Source organism: Polynucleobacter sp. 15G-AUS-farblos (assembly GCF_018882445.1).
Lineage (GTDB): Bacteria > Pseudomonadota > Gammaproteobacteria > Burkholderiales > Burkholderiaceae > Polynucleobacter.
The window spans coordinates 136,434-155,288 of sequence record NZ_JACVOM010000003.1; the positions used below are offsets into that span (position 1 = coordinate 136,434).

Genomic DNA, 18,855 nt, shown 5'->3' on the forward strand with positions numbered 1-18,855 from the left:
TCCTAACCAGGCTTATTTTTATTCTGCTCTTTTAGCTCTTCTTGATATTGCCTTTGCATTTCTCTTAGGCGTGCATCAATACTCGAGCCTTGATAATAATCAGCGCCACCAGTAGAGCGTGCAATTCTCAACTGTTCGATGGCCGACGGCCAAGCACCCTCCAGGGCATACTTTTCACCTAGGGCGTAGTGCCTTAAAGGAACATTTTTAGCTTGATCGTAAGCACTAGACAGCAGCGACCACCAAATGACTTCATTGGGTTGCGCTCTTGTTCTGGCCTTCAACCAATTAATAGCCTCATTGGTTTTTCCTAGCTTCAAATCCGCATTAATCATAGCTACACCAGCAGCATAGGATTGAGGATAGGCCAGCAAGGTAGCTTGGGCAATTTGTAAGGCTTCTTGGCCCTTGCCTTTGGCTAAGGCCAGCTCTGAGGCAGTGATATCCAATGACAAGCTTTGTCTTTGAATAGGAGAACCCGGTGCACTGGCTGACTGCGCCAAATTACGCGCTTGCTGGAGGTAGGTTTCTGCTTGATCTATTTTTCCTTGGCGCTGAGCGATGAGCGCCAGACCATAAGTACCTTCCATTTGCTTACCAATTGGCGCTTGCTTACTCAAACCCTCAAAAGTATTGCGTAGATCATAGAGACCACTGGATGAGGTCGTTTGCTCCATACGCGCTCTGGCTTTAATAAAGTAAAACTCAACTGCGCTAGGTACATTGCGCGCTGGCACCATGCGAACCCGATCTTGCATTTCTGCAATACGATCCGTAGTCAATGGGTGAGTACGCACATAGCCAGGAACACCCTTGTCCATAATCCCTGTAATTTTTTGCAAACGCTGGAAAAAACTCGGGGCACCGTTGACGTCATAACCACTGGCCTCCAGTATCTGAAAGCCAATACGATCTGCTTCGCGCTCAGCATCTCTTGAGTAAGACAAATAATTACTAACTGCTGCCGCCTGACCACCCTGCATCAGGCCTGCGCCAGCGGAGGGATTGCGAGACATAGCGAGCGCTCCCAGCACCATGCCGGCGATGGCAATCATCGTGTTGGTGGCTTGCTTATCCATCTGACGTGCCAAGTGTCTTTGCAAGACATGGCCCGTTTCATGACCCATCACTGAAGCGACCTCTGATTCTGACTCGGCACTCACAATCAAGCCCGTATGAAAACCAATAAATCCACCAGGCAATGCAAACGCATTGATCGTGCTATCTTTAACTGCAAAGACTTCGAAGTTATAGGCGCCACTGCCTTGCTCATTTGCACCACCAAGTTGCAATTTCTTTGCAGCCTGCAATAAACGACGCTCCATTTGATTGAGGTAGTCGTAGAGTGGCCAGTCATTGGAATATTCCACATCCGGACGAATCTGACGCATGATCATCTCGCCATACTTGCGCTCATCAATCCGACTTAAAACATCACCGCCTGGATCGCCCATATCGGGCAATACCAAGGTTGGCTGCATTTGAGGGGCATTACGGTTTGGAGCATTTGCAGGACGAGCATCGGGAGATTGCATCGCCCGACCAATGTTTGTGAGGGCAGCAGAATCGCCCTGCACAGATACATCACCTGGAGGGACAAAAGTTGGGGGAGCAGCAAAAGCTGGAGCAACACTAGAACAAGATAGTGCCAACACCAACTGGATAGCTAGTAAACGACGAAAAAAGGAGATTTTGCCAACTGGCTTTATTACCTGCATCCCTATATGGTAAAACTTATCCCATGAACAAACTAACTCATTTTGATGCCAGCGGCCAGGCTCACATGGTCAATGTGGGCGATAAGCCCAATACCCATAGAGTGGCAGTGGCTACAGGCAAGATCACCATGCTTCCCCAAACCTTTGAAATGGTGGAGGCCGGGAACCATAAAAAGGGTGATGTCCTAGGAATAGCCAGAATTGCAGGTATTCAGGCATCTAAAAGAACGTCTGATCTGATCCCCCTTTGCCACCCCTTAGCCCTCACCCATGTCAGCCTAGATTTTGATCTCAATAAAGCAAACAGCAGTATCACCTGCCAAGTCAAAGCAGAAACCACAGGCTCAACCGGCGTTGAAATGGAAGCCCTCACCGCAGTCCAAGTTGCCCTACTCACAATCTATGACATGTGCAAAGCAGTAGACCGTGGCATGGTGATGGGTGATATCAAGCTCTTAGAAAAGAGTGGTGGTAAGAGTGGAGAATGGAAGTCAACTTAGCCCTCCCCTACTCTAATTCTTTAATTGTTTTGTCCACGCATTTTGCTATTTTTTTATACCCCATTGAATTCGGATGGGGATCATTAATAAAGTAGTCCGCAGATTTAAGCCCGCAAATATTAAATCCATCTATCAGCTTTGCACCTGAACTATTAATTTTTTCTCTAGCCAATTGACCCAAATGATTTGGAGTGTTGCTATTTTCAAGTTCCTCTTTTTGGGGAATGTGTATAAAAATAATATTTTTCCCATATTTCTTACTTAAATATTCAATTGCAGCGGAATTGGAGTTTCTAAATCTAATTTTGTACTCCTTTTTTATATACCCCCATATGAAATGAATATTGGGAAAGTGCCGTCTAAAAAAACGATGCTCTCTTATGGCTTGCTTATTAGCATACTCAGCATCACGAAAATTTTTTAGTTTGCCAACAAAAGTCTTTTCATCAGAAGCAGTGGGTCTTGGAAAGTAACCCTCGTCACCTTTGCATTTTTCTATATCTCCAAGGCAATTTAATACTCGCTCTGGGAAATTCCATATCACCCTCTGATAATCATCGGATATGAAGGACACAATAACTTTATTGATACGAATTTCTGATGCTTCCAAATGATCATGAAGTAATCTCCACTGAGCAAAACCGGTACCAAGAAGACCGCCATTAATAAGCTGCATCCTCTTGTTGCCATTACCCTCCTCAAGGGAATAAAACCAAGGTGTCGCACCTTGCCCCTCTGTAAATGAATCTCCCAGCACTAAAATACTAGGATAGTCTTTAACAGCATCTAGCCTTTGAACTAGTCCAAAATTATTGGTCTTAAATTCATAATCATATTCTTTAACTAATTGATCGCCATTTTCATAATAGGCAGCTGGACGGATATTTGAATTAGGCTGATAGGAAAATATTTTTTCTTGATTTCGAAATGCAGGAGCACCATCCGCTGTACTGAAGAGCATATACCTACGACTCCGCCCATGGTCATTTGAAAGTTCTTTCCCGATAAAAAATCCGGCCAATACTTCGAAAAGTACCAAACCAATCACTACCGATACAATTGCTATTAAGATATTTTTTATTATCGAGTTTTGAAAAGTAGGCATTTTTGTCTCAAAATTTTTTATAAAAATATCAGAAAAATATTTAACTTTTAAGGCAATGTTAAAAAATAGGTACAACCTAATTCAACCCTAGATAACAATGACATAAGGCATGACTTTAAACAAAATCAATTCTGGAGCCTCCTGGAGTGGCGGCAAAGACTCTTGTCTTGCATTATGGCGCTCTCAAAAAGCAGGATTTACTGTTACCCACCTTCTTACAGCTCTAGATGAAACTAGTCTTAAAACACGCTCGCATGGGGTGACTCGCGATTTAATTTTGGCTCAGGGCAGGTCTCTAGGCATGGTCAATGAATTTATCTCTGCCTCATGGCAAGACTATGAAACTCAATTCATTGAAAAACTAAAATTTCTAGCGTCACAAGGTATTTCTCAGATGATCTTTGGTGACATTGATCTTCTTGCTCATCGCAAATGGGAAGAAATGGTCTGCGCTCGAGCAGGTATTACCGCCAATCTCCCGCTTTGGAATGAGAACCGCCTTGATATAGTTCACCAATTTCTAGATGTAGGATTTAAAGCCAAAGTTGTTTGTGTAGATGGGCGTTATTTAAATGATTCTTATGTGGGGCGCGAGTTTAACAATGAATTTATTTCATCATTGCCCATGGGTGTAGATGCTTGTGGTGAGAATGGTGAGTTCCACACTTTTGTATACGATGGACCAAACTTTAAACATCCTGTAGCCTGGAAAAGTCTTGGCAAAAAATCTTACGTATCTCCAAAAGAATATGGAAGTCAAACTTTTTATTTTGATTTACTTGATGCGGGCTAATTTATGGCTATAGCTTTCGCCCAAAAAGATAGTTCTTACTACTGGAATCTTATTTAGAACATAACTGATAGCAATGCTAGCAAATAGTGGCGCTATAACCTTAGGTGAATACGCTAAGAAAAAATAGTGAAGCGCATAAATTCCAAGAGAAAGTTGCCCGCTTAGTATCAAAAAATGCTTTATGGGACCAAGTTCGCTAGATGAAATCAACTTTGCCATACCCAGCATCATAAAAGCCCCTGATATAGCAACAAGGCTGGCATACATATAAAGGGCAGCTTGAGGAAGAACTATTACTCCAGCATATTGAAACTCTGCAGTCCTTAGCCAAAAAGGCGAAAGAAGCAAAAAGATTGCGCTAGCAAGGACTGAATACCAGTTTGAATAATTTCCACGAGTGTATCTATAAAAGCCCATTCCCAGCACGTAGTAAATAAAGTAGGGCTTTAATAAAGCCAAACCCCCGCCATATGGCGTGCGATCTTTGATCATCCACCAAATAAAGATCATCAAAGCAAATTGAATCATTTCACCAGAAATAATCTTTTCTGAGCTTCTTCTAAAAATCTTAAAAATTTTTACTATCTTTAATAGAATCCCAAAAAAGATTTGGAAGAGGCTTGTCAGCACAATGCAATAGAAAATTGCAAGCAAAAACCAAAGAGCGGTATCAGGTCTTCTAAAGGCGAGAACCAAGGCATTTATCACACTTTCAGCTTGGTTATATATCAGTTGATTTAATACACACCAAGCAATAAAAGGAAGGATAAGACGAATAAGCGCCTTCTTGACCCGTGCATAAGCATCTTTAAAAGTGTGCTCCAATCCAGCATTCACTAACATAGGATCAAAAGCAATAGCTGCAACTGCTCCTGACAGAAAGATAAATAAAGGCATGTGAAAGGAGTAGATCATCTTAAATCCCAAGAGATCATCAAAATTTGCAGAACTTCCCTGAATCACATGCCCAAGCACTACCAAGATAATTGCCATACCCTTAGCAATATCTAAAAATACATCTCGATTTGGAGCGCCAAAATAGGTCATTATCTATATATTCTGAGTATTCAATTATTTTATTATCTTGATTAATTACCCTGGTGATGCAACTTTATAAATGCGTAAACCCATAACTCAAGCCGAAATTCTGATTGCCGGCCCTGCCCGCAACAATGCAGATACGCTAGTTGCTGAAGTGGGCACCCTGCTTAGTAGTGTGGCAAGTTTTAAAAAGTCATATTGCCTTGTGGTTGAAAGTGATTCTACAGATAGCACTCTGGATTATCTAGAAAGGCTACAAAAAGCTATTCCCTCATTTGATTACATCTCCTTGGGCCATCTTGCTAAGAAAATGCCGAGGCGCACCGAGCGTCTAGCCTTTGCCAGAAATCGCATACTTGACGAGCTTCGCAACAATCCAAAGTATGCTGCAGTAGATTATGTTGTCATGGCTGATTTAGATGGAATTAACCGCAGTATTACTCGAGAAAAGTTTGAAGCTTGCTGGGAATTAAGCAACCCCTGGGATGTGGTCACCGCAATTCAATCTGAGCGTTACTATGACATTTGGGCCTTAAGACATCCCGACTGGAATCCTATTGATTGCTTTACGCAGAGATCACGCTTGGAATCGGTCATCGGTAAAGAAGCAGCCAATAACCTAGCTGTCAAAGCGAAACAAGTCGTTCTTCCATCCGCAGGAATGATTGAAGTAGATTCTGCTTTTGGCGGTCTAGGTATTTACAAACGAGATGCCCTGTTGGCTGGGCGCTATATCGGTCTAGATGACTCAGGCAATGAGGCTTGTGAACATATTAGCCTTCACGCTGATCTAAGAAATGAAGGCTATCGCATTTTTATTAATTGCGCCTTAGTCAATAGCGCACATCATATTGACCCACCACCACCGCCCCCAAAGGGCAGAACGATGGCAGGGATCAAGTTCTTACAAAAAATAGGTATTACTGTTTTTGGAGAAGAACGCTTTCATAAATATTTAGATCTTCTAAAAAAATCTTAGTCCTTCTTAGTCCTTATCAATTAGAACAATACTTACTTACCAATACGGCACTCGGAAGGTAGCAGCTGAGGTATCAAATTGGTTTCTGTAGATCGGCAAGACCAGCCACCAGACCAAGTAGAGCCCTCGGATTTGGATAGATCTATTGGCTTAGGGACATTTGTATCAGGCTCATTAGTTGGCACTAAATGCAGTGTATTTTTGCCTTCAGGCGCCACGCTATTCTGAAAATCAATCGCAATCGCTCCTGATGGTGTGATCTCAATTAACTTCACGCTGCGCGTTGGCGTGAAGGTGAAAGATCCATGGGTAGCTTCGTCCATTGCAACCGTTCCTCGACTGGCAAATGCCTCGGTTACAGATAGTTTTGCACTAGAAGCCAGATTCATACCCTCAACGATTCTGCTGCGGGCAATGTAGTCTTGATACTGAGGTACCGCAATCGCCACCAAGATACCGATGATGGCGACCACCACCATCACTTCAATCAAGGTAAAACCTGCTTGATCCGAACTCTCTTTTTGTTTCTGTAATTTTCTAATCATGAAATAAAAATCCCCTAGTTGATAAGGCTTCATGATCCATTATGAGGCCCCTCTTCTAGGGGAAAGTTTTAGTCAGAAATTTCGGATTTACATCCTCAACTTCTGTACAGATATTACTTATGCTTTTTTATGGCTATGTTTTACAACTTCTCCAATAAGCATCACAGCTATCGCACCAACTGCACCTGCAATCATGCTGTATGCCTCTACTCCGGCACCGAAGAACTTAATCACACCTGGATCAGACAACATCATGCCTCCCGCAATCCAGCCTAATAAGCCAGCACCAGCGGTAACAATAATTGGGAAGCGATCGATGAGATACAGAACAATTCGGCTACCGCCAATGATGAGCGGTACAGAAACTAACAAGCCAAAGACGATATATCCTAATTGATGAGCTTGGTCATCAACTTGACCAGCTGCACCTGCAATAGCCAGAACGTTATCCAAGCTCATGACGATATCGGCAATGATGATTGTTTTGATTGCCGCAAACAATTTATCAGGCGCTTGCATATCATGGCCTTCATCGCCACCTGAATCGACCATCAACTTGTAGCCGATCCACAACAGCAAAATGCCGCCAACAAATTTCAGGAACGGGATCTGCAGCAGTGTGACTGCGAATGCAACCAAAATAATACGTAGAACAATCGCACCGGCGGTACCCCACAAAATACCCTTACGGCGTTGATTGGGGTGCAAATTACGGCAGGCTAAGGCAATCACAACAGCGTTGTCACCGCCTAATAGAATATCTATCAGGATGATCTGTGCAAGGACAGACCAATCCAATATTGTCAAAAACTCCATGTCATCCTCTTATATTTTTATGTTTTAACTTCTTTTAACTTACTCACAACTACAAAAAAGACGCCAAATAATGGCATCTTTTTTGTTATGGCTCAATTACAACATAGCCTTTAATAAAGCTGCCATTTCAGAAGGATTCTTTGTTACCTTAAAGCCACACTCTTCCATTACGGCAAGCTTGGCATCAGCAGTATCAGCACCACCAGAAATCAATGCGCCAGCATGGCCCATACGCTTTCCAGGAGGCGCTGTTACACCAGCAATAAAGCCGACCACTGGCTTCTTCATATTGTCTTTGCACCAACGAGCTGCTTCAGCTTCGTCCGGTCCACCGATTTCGCCGATCATGATGACGGCATCAGTTTCTGGATCTTCGTTAAACATCTTCATGATGTCGATATGCTTCAAACCATTGATTGGGTCACCACCAATACCAACCGCTGTAGATTGACCTAAACCGATTGAAGTTAATTGGCCTACCGCTTCATAAGTCAAGGTACCAGAACGGCTTACAACACCGATACGGCCCTTCTTGTGAATATGACCAGGCATGATGCCGATCTTGATTTCGTCAGGAGTGATGATTCCTGGGCAGTTAGGGCCAAGCAATAAAGTCTTCTTGCCGCCAGCCGCTTCTTTAGCCTTCATTTTGTTGCGCACTTCAAGCATGTCGCGCACTGGAATGCCTTCAGTAATACAGATCACGAAATCGAGGTCGGCTTCAACCGCTTCCCAAATTGCTGCAGCTGCGCCAGGAGGTGGAACATAAATAACAGAAGTGGTTGCGCCAGTTTGCTGAGCAGCCTCTTTAACAGTTCCGAAAATAGGAATATTAAAAATAGACTCGCCTGCTTTTTTAGGATTTACGCCGGCAACGAAACAATTCTTACCGTTTGCGTATTCCTGACATTTTTCTGTATGGAACTGACCCGTCTTACCAGTAATACCTTGAGTAATGACTTTGGTGTTTTTATTGATCAAAATAGACATATTGAAATTCCTGGATTATTTGTTTTTGGCAACAGCAGCAACTACCTTGGTAGCAGCTTCAGCCATTGAATCAGCGCTAATAATTGGCAAACCGGAGTCAGCAAGGATCTTCTTACCCAACTCTTCGTTAGTGCCCTTCATACGCACAACCAAAGGAACGGTCAAATTCACTGCCTTACATGCAGTAACTACACCGTCAGCGATCACGTCGCAACGCATAATACCGCCGAAGATGTTGACCAAAATGGCTTCCACACTCTTATTCTTGAGCATGATCTTGAAGGCTTCAGTTACTTTTTCTGCTGTAGCACCACCACCTACGTCTAAGAAGTTTGCTGGCTCACCGCCGAACAACTTGATCGTATCCATGGTCGCCATCGCCAAACCTGCGCCGTTTACCAAGCAACCGATATTTCCATCTAAAGAGATGTAAGCAAGGTCAAACTTAGAGGCTTCAATTTCAGCAGCATCTTCTTCATCGATATCGCGATAAGCAACGATTTCTGGATGACGGAAAAGTGCATTTGGATCAAAGTTAAATTTAGCGTCAAGAGCCTTGATCTTGCCATTGCCCTCAAGGATCAATGGGTTGATCTCTACTAAGGATGCATCGGTATCCCAGTAGGTTTTATAGAGGTTTTTAAATACATCACGAGCCATTGGAATAGAAGCATCAGGAACGCCAATACCTTTAGCAACAACATCGCAGTCAGCATCTGTCATACCAACTAATGGATCAACAAACACTTTAATAATTTTTTCTGGATGAGATTCAGCAACTTCCTCAATATCCATACCACCTTCGCTTGAAGCCATGATCACATTTTTTTGTGTTGCACGGTCAGTCACGATACTGAAGTAGTACTCTTTTTTGATATCTGCGCCATCTTCAATTAAGAGGCGATTTACTTTTTGACCATCTGGTCCAGTTTGATGTGTCTTGAGTTGCATACCCAAGATTTCAGAAGCGTATTTCTTCACTTCATCCATGCTTCTAGCTAATTTGACGCCACCACCTTTACCGCGTCCACCTGCATGAATCTGTGCCTTAACAACCCATATTGGGCCACCCAATTTTTCAGCAGCTTTAATAGCCTCATCAACACTAAATGCAGGAATGCCGTTTGGAACTGGCACATTAAATTGGCGAAGAAGTTCTTTGCCCTGGTACTCGTGAATTTTCATAATTACTCCGAAACGGTATCTTTATTTGCAAGCGATGAGGATTAGTAAAACCGATGTCACCTGAATCTCCCACCTACCCTGAAATAGCTAAATTAGCCATATTTGAATAAATGTGAGCGGCTTGACCGACTCCATAAGTCTATCATGCTGCAACGCGGCAAACCCGTTTTTTCGATCCGTAATTGCCCTAGTCTTGCCTCTGGCCACCGATCACCTTAGATACCACCTCAGAACTAAAACCCTTGGAAGCTAAGAATCGATATTGACGGGCACGCTCCTTTTGCTCCTGGGCAGCTACCCCAAACTTTCTGGACCAAAGCTCAAAAGCTCGCTGATATTCGGTCTCTTTGAGGGTTTTGAGGAGCTGAGCGGATTTATTGGAATCAACCCCCGCCCTTTCCAGCTCATCTTGAATTTTGCGGGTTCCATAACGCTCACTTCGTCGACGCACCAAGGCCTCAGCAAAGCGCTCATCTGAAAGCCAGCCTCGCGCCTCAAAATCATCCAAAATCACCTCAATATCCAAGGCGCTCGCTTTAGGGGCTACATCCAAGTCAGAACCCAAATCATTCTCTTGATCGTTCTTTAGTAGCTTGGCCCATCTTGCTTCAGACTCAAGCAGTTTTGCAGCCAAGCCTTTGCGGCTGTATTCCCTTAGCGATAAAAGGCGCAAAGCCCGAGCTTTGAGACTCGGGCTTTGTTTAGCGCCTTTTCTTGCTTTGCTACTTAGCTCTGACATCGAACTATTCGACTTCCTCTTCTTCGCTCAGTACATCGGTAACTACGGCTGAGCCCGCTTTGACACCTAACTTCTCACGTATTTTTGCCTCGATATCTTTAGCGATTGCTGGATTCTCTTTCAAGAACTCGCGCACATTGTCTTTGCCTTGACCAATGCGATCGCCGTTATAGCTATACCAAGAGCCTGACTTTTCAACGAGATCGGCTTCTACGCCCATATCGATAATTTCACCTTCGCGAGAGATTCCGGCGCCGTACATGATGTCGAAAATCGCTTCGCGGAATGGAGGAGAAACTTTGTTCTTTACAACCTTCACACGGGTTTCATTACCAACTACTTCATCACCCTTCTTGATGCTGCCAATGCGGCGAATATCTAAGCGCATAGAAGCATAGAACTTCAGAGCATTACCGCCAGTAGTGGTTTCTGGAGAACCAAACATCACACCAATCTTCATACGAATTTGGTTAATGAAGATGACTGTTGTATTAGTACGCTTGATAGCGCCTGTGAGCTTGCGCAATGCTTGACTCATCAAACGGGCTTGCAAGCCAGGTAATGAATCGCCCATGTCGCCTTCAATCTCGGCCTTTGGAACTAAGGCAGCAACAGAGTCAATCACGATCAGGTCAATAGAACCTGAACGTACTAAAGCATCAGCAATTTCTAATGCTTGCTCACCAGTATCTGGTTGAGAGATCAATAGATTATTCACATCAACACCAAGGCGTGACGCGTACTGCACATCCAAAGCATGCTCCGCGTCAATAAACGCACAAGTGCCACCCAACTTTTGCATCTCTGCAATCGCATGCAAAGTGAGTGTTGTTTTACCTGAGGACTCTGGTCCGTAAATCTCGATCACGCGACCACGCGCTAAGCCACCGACTCCAAGCGCAATATCTAAACCGAGTGAACCGCTTGATACCACTTGAATATCTTGACTAATTTCAGCATCGCCCAATCTCATGATTGAGCCTTTACCAAATTGTTTCTCAATCTGGGCCAAGGCTGCTGTGAGTGCTTTTTGTTTGTCTCCGCTCATTCCCTCAAATTCTGAGGAGGCTGATTTTCTTTTATCATCCAAGGCCATTTTTTAATTCCTTTTCGCTATGTATTGGGCTTTTTCCCGAAGTTTTATTGACTATCCGACAACTTAGAAGTTACTGTATATAAAAACAGTACTTATTGCAAGAGGCTTTTTCAAGGAATTTACAGATTTTTTGCTAGGGTACCCTCGATTGGGGTCCGATCCCAGTACAAAAAGAGGGGGATAGCGACGGCCCAGACCAGGCTAATCAATGCTAAACCCAGTATTTGCCCATCGGGACCCCAGCTTGCAGCCCCCAATCGCACCCCGGCCTCATAAGACAAAGGGCCGCTAATTGCTCCCAAAATCGCCCCTAAAACTGGTTTACCACGTAACCAGGATAAAGAGCCATTGAGTGTGCTCGCCACCAACAGCCAAAGCGCCCACATCCAGATAGGGGACAAAAGAGGGGAAGGCCAAGCATCATGGAAGTCCAGAAGACCTAGATACATGATGAGGGTATCGGTTACAACGCCATAAATCAGGACCTTCAGCAACAAGCTGAACTCCTGCTTAGGGCTCTGCGCTCGCCAGATGTGCCAAGTGATATAGCTTAGCGAACCTAGCACCGCCCAGAAGACCTGCTGGTGAGCCGCCCCCAGGACACAAGCAAACCAACCTGCTTGGAAAAGGAGGAAATTCCATAATTTAGACATGTATCAATTCTATCTGCCAAAGAAAAAGGCCACTACCGAAGTAATGGCCTTTCAATTTGGTGGCGAATCAGGGATTTGAACCCCGGACCTGCGGATTATGATTCCGTCGCTCTAACCAGCTGAGCTAATTCGCCGAACTCGCTATTATAAATGATAGGAGTCCGCCTGTCTAAATAGAGTGTCTAGACCTATTTAATCTGAAACACGCTTATCCCCTGATCCCGGCCATAGCGAAGCTCAATCTCAATTTTCTTGGCTAAAAATAGCTTTTTGAGCACCTCATCCTTATTTTCAAAGGTAATAGCCGTTTGTGCTGGGTAATGCGAGAAGGGATCACTCATGACCTCAAGAGGGACGCCATCAATTTTAATTTGTCGAATGGTGCGTTTATGTAAACGGTCTTGTTGAATAAAAATGAGCCGCTTCACATATTTATCGAGGACTAACTTATGCCCCTCTCCATTGATTTTGAAATAGTAGACTAAGTCTTGATTGCCGCTGCCGGTGACATCACGCTCTTCATCCCACTTAGCAAATGCACTCTGCCCACTCAGCCCTAAAAAAAGTCCCAGCATCACTGCTATATAAAAACGCATATATCACCCTCTTCGATTTATGATGTGATCTTAGCAGTCAGAACCTGTCAAACCTAATATCACTGATACAGCGGAAACAATATGAACAAACTCTCACGACTATTTCCCAAAACAATATTCCTGAGCGCTTGCGTTTTGCTGACACTATTCACTGTTGGCTGCTCTAAATCTGATAACAAATCATCAAAGGTTTTGCAGGTTGCGATATCGCCTTCTATTCCACCATTTACCTATGAAGAGAATGGTCAGGTAGTGGGTGTTGATATCGAAATCTTTAAAGGCTTTTGCGAATCCCGCGGTTATACCTACAACTTAAAGGCATATGACTTTCAGGGTATGCTTGGTGCTGTTGCCAGCGGTCAAGCCGATGTTGCCTTCTCTGGTATCTCGATTACACCGAAACGCCAAGAGGTAATGGAATTCTCCAACCCCTACGTACAAAACGGCTGGGACTTGGTTAGTCTCAGAAAGCGCAATATTCGTATTACCGACTTATCGCAAATTAAAAATTACTCCATCGGCTTTCCAACCGGCGCCGTCTTTATGGGTTACATCGAGAAAGAATGGGCGCCCAAAGGGATTTACCCAATGAATAAAGTCAAACTTTACCCATCAATGGCTGAAGCTTTAACTGATTTGAATAATGGCAATCTCGATTTGGCATTCGTAGATAGCTCTATGCTGCTCACCTATGTCAATAAGATGAAGTTACCTTTAACAAGCAGCTTTGAGATTCCTTATGCCGACCAGTTAGGCTTTGCTTTTGTTAAAGGTTCGCCGATTCGTGAAGACTTTAATAAATATCTCGCTGAATTAGGCACAGAAAAAATCCAAGCAATGGAAGTGAAGTGGAGCAAGTGATTCTGCTAGTTTGGTTATAGCCTCTCATAGCATCATGCGGCTTTTATCTATTTCTAGTGGCAAGGTAGCGCCCTTATTTGGCAACCATCATCCTGACTACAAATCGGTTGCCTCGGCAATTGTGAAAACAAGAGTCAGCGATTTAGACAATCCAAACTTAATCGAAATCACCAAGCTTGGGGTTAAGGGTGATGAACAAGCGGATCTCAGTGTGCATGGGGGACTTGAGAAAGCCATCTATGTTTACCCTGCCGAGCATTACCCTTTTTGGAATACCTTACTTACCCGTGAAACCAAAAAGACAGTTGATCTTCAGCCTGGAGCAATGGGAGAAAACTTCACGATAGAAGGCCTGCTCGAAACGGAAGTATTTATTGGGGATCAACTACACATCGGGGATTTGAAATTTGCCGTAGTCAAACTCCGTGAGCCATGCTTTAAATTCAATGCCAAAATGGGATACAAAGGTGCAGCCAAGGCAATGTTGCAATCAGGCTTTTGTGGCTGGTATCTCAGAGTAATTCAAACTGGTTTCATCGCTGCGGGCGCAACCATCGCCGTAGTACCTGGTGCAAGACAAACATCTATCGCCGAACAAAACCAAAACCTGATGGGCCGTCGTAACCAACAAGATTTATGGGAATAAAAAAACCCGACCATTTCTGATCGGGTTTTTCATTTGATACCAACTAAAGAGACTTAGTCTTTTGCGTAGATATCTACGTCTTTAGTTTCACGTACAAACAGTACACCGATTACCAATGTCATCGCAGCGATGATGATTGGGTACCAGAGACCGTAGTAAATGTTACCGTTTTGCGCTACCAAGGCGAAGGAGATCGTTGGCAAGAGGCCACCGAACCAACCGTTACCAATGTGGTATGGCAAGGACATAGAGGTGTAACGAATGCGGGTTGGGAACATCTCAACCAACATCGCTGCAATTGGGCCATAAACCATGGTTACCAAGATCACCAAAATTACCAAGATACCAAGAACTGCAGGATAGTTGATTGCAGCAGGATCAGCCTTTGCAGGATAGCCAGCGGCATTCAATGCATCACGAATGGCTTTCTTAAACTCAGCATCTTTTGCTTTCAAATCAGCTGGAGCCATACCCTTAGCAGAGTAGCCTTGAATCTCTGTGTCGCCGATCTTCACAACTGCAGTTCCACCAGCTGGGCCAGGGATAGTTGTGTAGCTTGCAGAGTTAGAGGCCATCACCTGCTTTGCAATATCGCAAGAGCTAGTGAACTTTGCAGTACCGGTTGGGTTGAACTGGAAAGTACATTCATTCACATCAGCAGTAATACTTGCTGGTGAAGTTGCCATTGCTTTTTCCAATGCAGGGTTTGCAAAGTGAGTTAAGCCATTAAACAAGGAAACTGGTGTGTTCGGGATGTACAGGATGATGGCTAACAACAAGCCACCCATGATGATCACCTTACGGCCAATCTTGTCTGACAAACTACCGAATACCACGAAGAATGGTGTGCCAATTACCAATGAAGCGGCAATCAACAAGTTCGCAGCTTTAGGATCTACTTTCAACACTTGTGTGAGGTAGAACAATGCATAGAACTGACCTGTATACCAAACCACCGCTTGACCTGCAACCAGACCAAACAATGCCAAGATCACAATCTTCAAGTTTTTCCATTGACCGAAAGATTCTGTCAAAGGTGCTTTAGATAACTTGCCTTCATCTTTCATCTTCTTGAAAGCTGGTGACTCATTCATGGACAAACGAATCCATACAGAGATCGCCAACAATGCGATAGAAGCGATGAAAGGAATACGCCAGCCCCAAACATCAAAGTCTGGACCAGTGAATTCACGTGTGAACAAAATCACGAGCAAGGACAAGAACAAACCAAGAGTCGCTGTTGTCTGAATCCATGATGTGTATGCACCACGCTTACCATGAGGAGCATGCTCAGCAACGTAAGTTGCTGCGCCACCGTACTCACCACCCAATGCCAAACCTTGAAGCATACGCAATGCGATCAAGATTACAGGAGCGGCAACGCCGATCGTTGCATAGTTAGGCAAAATACCAACGATGAAGGTTGCACCACCCATCAATAAGATGGTGACCAGGAACGTATATTTACGACCGATCAAATCACCTAAGCGACCGAACACCAATGCGCCGAATGGACGTACGATGAAACCGGCAGCAAACGCTAGCAAAGCGAAAATGAAGGCAGAGCCAGCATCTAAGCCTGAGAAGAACTGCTTGGCGATAACGGCAGCCAAAGAACCGTAAAGATAAAAGTCATACCACTCAAAAACCGTACCTAATGAGGAAGCAAAAATAACTTTGCGCTCTTCAGCGGTCATTGGGGCTGCTTTAGTTGATGTTGACATCAGTAGCTCCTAACTATTTTTATTAAATAAAAAACAACGGGTCGATTATGCTTTGAAAAAAACCAAAGAAATCCATTACTTAGGGTAATTCCCCATCAAAATGACTCGGGGTTTTCCCGAGAAATGTGGATTTGATGCAACGCTCTGAAACCCTTCTATCAAAAGGGTTTGCACCAGGGTTTGCACCGATATGAAGCAATCAGCCCAAATAGGGTGCGCCCCTCCTTAAATCCGCCGATTCCGTTCGCTTTAATGGTCCCTGTAGTCAATTACAGAAGGCATCAACAAAATGCCGCCCAATAAAGGTAAACAAGGAGCGATTCAAATGAAAAGACGTGACTTTTTAGGTAAGACCACGCTGGTTGCTTGGACGTACCTGGGGTCAAACGAGCGATAGCTTAAAACTAGAATCTCGCTTTAGTCCATGGGTGGCAAAAGAGTTGCATGCAATGGGACATGAGATCGAAATGCTAGATGCGTTTGATGAAACCGTTGGTCATGCTGGCTGCATCATTCGCGATCCGTCTGGCACCCTACGTGGCGGCTGGGATCCCCGCAGCGACGGCGCAGTTAGCGCGTTTTAGTAATAAACATTTTGGGTACGCGTAGGTCCCAATGAATGGCAGCTGCGCGTAATCCAAAAATGCTCAACATACAGATGACAGAACCTTCAACGGTATATTGCGGGCAGTAATTGAGAATCAAAACATAAGCAATACACCCGAAGCTCACGGGAATGGCATACAACTCATCTGACATTAATAGTGTTTTACGGCCAGCCAATACGTCACGCAATAAGCCACCGCCAATCGCAGTCACCACGCCCATAATCACTGGAGCCACTGGCTGTCCAAAATCCATATTCCAGGCCTTATCCGTACCACCGATGGCAAAGAGGGCGGCACCAAAGCCATCGAGATACAACATTGATCGATAAATTTGCGGCTGAGTAAAAAAAGATTCTGCGAAGAAGGTGAGCACACTGGCACCCAAAGCAAGCCACACATAAACTTGGTTCTCAGACCAAAAGATGGGTGTTTCTAAAATGATGTCGCGAATAGTTCCGCCACCAATCGCAGTAATCAGTCCAAGAACGAGAACGCCAAATAGATCTACCCCTCGATTCGAAATGGCCAATACCCCAGTAATAGCAAAGGCCATCGTGGCAATGATGCTTATCCAAAAATTGATCTGTTCCATAGCAATGAGTCTAAAGCACTTTATTGGGTGTTAGCCTAAATCGGATGGCCTCAATATACTGATGATCATGCGCTCCATGAAAGCCTCTTTATGAAACCGAAGATCTATAGCTATTGGCGAAGCTCTGCCGCCTTTCGTGTACGAATTGCCTTGAACCTGAAGGGCATGGACTACGAAATTATTCCCGTGCACTTACTCAAGAACGGCGGCGAACAATTAACTGATTCCTATGGGCAGAAAAACCCCAATCACTTAGTGCCCCTCTTGGAAGATGGTGACATCCAGATTCATCAATCTCTAGCCATCATTGAATATCTTGAAGATATTCAGGCACAGCCAGCACTATTGCCAAAGTCTGCACTTGATCGGGCCTGGGTTCGATCCATAGCATTGGATATTGCGTGTGATATCCACCCAATGAATAATGTTCGTGTACTGCGCTACCTCAAAAAACTGGATATCAATAATGAGTCTAGAGACATTTGGTATCAACACTGGATACAGCTTGGCCTAGTCAGCGTTGAAAAGCAGCTCGGCCATGACCAGAGGGTCGGACGTTATGCTTACGGAGATGAACCCAGCTTAATTGACATTTGCTTAGTACCGCAGTTATTTAATGCGCTTAGCTCGAAGATGGACATTAGCCCTTACCCAACTCTTGTCAGAATCTTCAATGAATGTATGAAGCTTCCTGCATTTAAAGATGCCTCTTGGGAGCAGCAGATAGATTCAGAGGGATCAAACCCTGCTATTCCACCACAGGAAAAGGGAGAGGGTAACTAAGGACCCTACCGTGGTCAGCAAGACTACTCTGGAGATCACGCTGCCATCGGCCTTGTAATATTGCGCCAACATAAATGGTCCTGTACCTGTAGGTAAAGCACTCAGAATCACAATGGCATTGACCCATAACACTGGAAGTTCTAGCACTGGGCCTGCAATCACCCACGCAATCACTGGCTGAATAATTAATTTAGCAAAAGTAATACTCCATGTTTGACTAGGAGCAGCTTCACTTTTTTGCATCAAAAATAAACCGATAGATACTAGCGCGCAAGGTGTCGCTGCAGCCGCTAAAAAAGAAATGACTTGCGCAATCGGATCATATAAAACCAAATCGCTTGCAGACCAAAACAAACCCGCTACAGGAGCAATCAACAATGGATTGCTACAAAGAGATTTAGTGGCGCTCCAAAAAATTTCATGGGGCTTTTTATGAGAGAGGATGCCGATCTCAATCAAAACCGTTGCCAAGGCAAACATCACAAAAACAATAAATGTAGAAATAATTGCAGGGGCTAGGCCATCTTGACCAAGTGCTAAAGCACACAAGGGAATACCCATGTAACCCGTATTAGAGTACGAAGCACTTAAGCCATTAAAACTCGCCGCCGCCAAATCTTGACCGCGAAAGCGACTGATGATGAGCACCAGCAGAAAAACTGCTAAACAGCTGAGAAAAAAAGCGCCAATAAAGCCAGGTTGCCAAAGGGTTTGCCATCCACTATTCGCAGCGAAATTAAAGAGCTGTGCTGGTAAGGCCAGCCAAACTACAAAGCGATTTAATTCTGTAGAGGCACTTGTGCCCAATTTGCCTGTACGACCACAAACATATCCAATCAATATGAGCGCAAATACTGGTAGGACTACATTAAATACGTAGAGCAA

Annotated in this window: 21 protein-coding genes and 1 tRNA gene; 7 read left to right on the forward strand and 15 right to left on the reverse strand. The window is 44.2% G+C overall.

Going from position 1 to position 18,855, the window contains the following annotated elements:
- Positions 1–2 precede the first annotated feature (2 nt).
- Positions 3–1,718, reverse strand: a complete 1,716-nt coding sequence (locus ICN41_RS05725) for a M48 family metalloprotease (RefSeq protein WP_216291885.1) — start codon at positions 1,716–1,718, stop codon at positions 3–5.
- 23 nt (positions 1,719–1,741) lie between these two features.
- On the opposite strand from ICN41_RS05725, the gene moaC reads away from it, so the two are divergent.
- Positions 1,742–2,218, forward strand: a complete 477-nt coding sequence (moaC, locus tag ICN41_RS05730; protein ID WP_216291887.1) for a cyclic pyranopterin monophosphate synthase MoaC — start codon at positions 1,742–1,744, stop codon at positions 2,216–2,218.
- 7 nt (positions 2,219–2,225) lie between these two features.
- Here the strand turns inward: moaC and ICN41_RS05735 are convergent, their stop codons facing one another.
- Entirely contained in the window at positions 2,226–3,323 is a 1,098-nt protein-coding gene (locus tag ICN41_RS05735; protein ID WP_216291889.1) for an SGNH/GDSL hydrolase family protein, read from the reverse strand.
- Positions 3,324–3,432: 109 nt separating this feature from the next.
- On the opposite strand from ICN41_RS05735, the gene ICN41_RS05740 reads away from it, so the two are divergent.
- Positions 3,433–4,116 (forward strand): diphthine--ammonia ligase, encoded by a 684-nt coding sequence (locus tag ICN41_RS05740; protein WP_216291890.1) that lies wholly within the window; start codon positions 3,433–3,435, stop codon positions 4,114–4,116.
- Here the strand turns inward: ICN41_RS05740 and ICN41_RS05745 are convergent.
- Positions 4,099–5,163, reverse strand: coding sequence for an acyltransferase family protein (locus tag ICN41_RS05745; RefSeq protein ID WP_216291892.1), 1,065 nt, complete (start codon positions 5,161–5,163; stop codon positions 4,099–4,101). The two genes, ICN41_RS05740 and ICN41_RS05745, sit on opposite strands and share 18 nt — an antisense overlap.
- A gap of 70 nt (positions 5,164–5,233) precedes the next feature.
- Between ICN41_RS05745 and ICN41_RS05750 the strand changes: the two genes are divergently transcribed.
- On the forward strand, positions 5,234–6,136 hold the full coding sequence (locus ICN41_RS05750; protein ID WP_216291894.1) for a glycosyltransferase family A protein: 903 nt from the start codon (positions 5,234–5,236) through the stop codon (positions 6,134–6,136).
- 32 nt (positions 6,137–6,168) lie between these two features.
- On the opposite strand, the gene ICN41_RS05755 is transcribed toward ICN41_RS05750, so the two are convergent.
- The 9 genes from ICN41_RS05755 to ICN41_RS05795 form a co-directional block, all read right to left on the reverse strand.
- A complete protein-coding gene (locus ICN41_RS05755; RefSeq protein ID WP_216291895.1) occupies positions 6,169–6,681 on the reverse strand; it encodes a pilin in 513 nt (170 codons plus the stop codon).
- Positions 6,682–6,798: 117 nt separating this feature from the next.
- Positions 6,799–7,497 carry a TerC family protein gene (locus ICN41_RS05760; protein WP_216291897.1) on the reverse strand — a complete coding sequence of 233 codons (699 nt, stop codon included), beginning with the start codon at positions 7,495–7,497 and terminating at the stop codon, positions 6,799–6,801.
- Between the two features lie 96 nt (positions 7,498–7,593).
- Positions 7,594–8,487 (reverse strand): succinate--CoA ligase subunit alpha, encoded by an 894-nt coding sequence (gene sucD, locus ICN41_RS05765; protein WP_216291899.1) that lies wholly within the window; start codon positions 8,485–8,487, stop codon positions 7,594–7,596.
- A gap of 15 nt (positions 8,488–8,502) precedes the next feature.
- Positions 8,503–9,672: an ADP-forming succinate--CoA ligase subunit beta gene (gene sucC / locus ICN41_RS05770; protein ID WP_216291901.1), complete on the reverse strand. Its 1,170-nt coding sequence runs from the start codon at positions 9,670–9,672 to the stop codon at positions 8,503–8,505.
- Positions 9,673–9,859: 187 nt separating this feature from the next.
- The gene (locus ICN41_RS05775; RefSeq protein WP_216291904.1) at positions 9,860–10,411 is read right to left on the reverse strand and encodes a RecX family transcriptional regulator; all 552 of its coding nucleotides are present in this window, start codon (positions 10,409–10,411) and stop codon (positions 9,860–9,862) included.
- A 4-nt stretch (positions 10,412–10,415) separates the two neighbouring features.
- Positions 10,416–11,507 (reverse strand): recombinase RecA, encoded by a 1,092-nt coding sequence (gene recA, locus ICN41_RS05780; protein ID WP_216291906.1) that lies wholly within the window; start codon positions 11,505–11,507, stop codon positions 10,416–10,418.
- A 119-nt stretch (positions 11,508–11,626) separates the two neighbouring features.
- Positions 11,627–12,160: a DUF2878 domain-containing protein gene (locus tag ICN41_RS05785; RefSeq protein ID WP_216291908.1), complete on the reverse strand. Its 534-nt coding sequence runs from the start codon at positions 12,158–12,160 to the stop codon at positions 11,627–11,629.
- Between the two features lie 57 nt (positions 12,161–12,217).
- A tRNA-Met gene (locus ICN41_RS05790) sits at positions 12,218–12,294 on the reverse strand.
- Between the two features lie 54 nt (positions 12,295–12,348).
- Positions 12,349–12,756, reverse strand: a complete 408-nt coding sequence (locus ICN41_RS05795; protein ID WP_216291910.1) for a hypothetical protein — start codon at positions 12,754–12,756, stop codon at positions 12,349–12,351.
- An 81-nt stretch (positions 12,757–12,837) separates the two neighbouring features.
- Between ICN41_RS05795 and ICN41_RS05800 the strand changes: the two genes are divergently transcribed.
- Positions 12,838–13,617: a transporter substrate-binding domain-containing protein gene (locus ICN41_RS05800; RefSeq protein ID WP_216291911.1), complete on the forward strand. Its 780-nt coding sequence runs from the start codon at positions 12,838–12,840 to the stop codon at positions 13,615–13,617.
- A 34-nt stretch (positions 13,618–13,651) separates the two neighbouring features.
- The gene (locus ICN41_RS05805; RefSeq protein WP_216291913.1) at positions 13,652–14,263 is read left to right on the forward strand and encodes an MOSC domain-containing protein; all 612 of its coding nucleotides are present in this window, start codon (positions 13,652–13,654) and stop codon (positions 14,261–14,263) included.
- Between the two features lie 53 nt (positions 14,264–14,316).
- Here the strand turns inward: ICN41_RS05805 and ICN41_RS05810 are convergent, their stop codons facing one another.
- Positions 14,317–15,987, reverse strand: coding sequence for an MFS transporter (locus ICN41_RS05810; RefSeq protein ID WP_216291915.1), 1,671 nt, complete (start codon positions 15,985–15,987; stop codon positions 14,317–14,319).
- A 362-nt stretch (positions 15,988–16,349) separates the two neighbouring features.
- Between ICN41_RS05810 and ICN41_RS05815 the strand changes: the two genes are divergently transcribed.
- Entirely contained in the window at positions 16,350–16,571 is a 222-nt protein-coding gene (locus ICN41_RS05815; protein ID WP_255537916.1) for a gamma-glutamyltransferase, read from the forward strand.
- Here ICN41_RS05815 and ICN41_RS05820 read toward each other — a convergent pair.
- The gene (locus ICN41_RS05820) at positions 16,558–17,187 is read right to left on the reverse strand and encodes a trimeric intracellular cation channel family protein (protein ID WP_216291917.1); all 630 of its coding nucleotides are present in this window, start codon (positions 17,185–17,187) and stop codon (positions 16,558–16,560) included. The genes ICN41_RS05815 and ICN41_RS05820 overlap by 14 nt on opposite strands.
- Before the next feature lie 90 nt (positions 17,188–17,277).
- Here ICN41_RS05820 and maiA point away from each other — a divergent pair, with 90 nt between their 5' ends.
- Positions 17,278–17,970: a maleylacetoacetate isomerase gene (gene maiA, locus ICN41_RS05825; protein WP_216291918.1), complete on the forward strand. Its 693-nt coding sequence runs from the start codon at positions 17,278–17,280 to the stop codon at positions 17,968–17,970.
- Here maiA and ICN41_RS05830 read toward each other — a convergent pair.
- On the reverse strand, positions 17,926–18,855 hold the full coding sequence (locus tag ICN41_RS05830; protein ID WP_216291920.1) for an AEC family transporter: 930 nt from the start codon (positions 18,853–18,855) through the stop codon (positions 17,926–17,928). The genes maiA and ICN41_RS05830 overlap by 45 nt on opposite strands.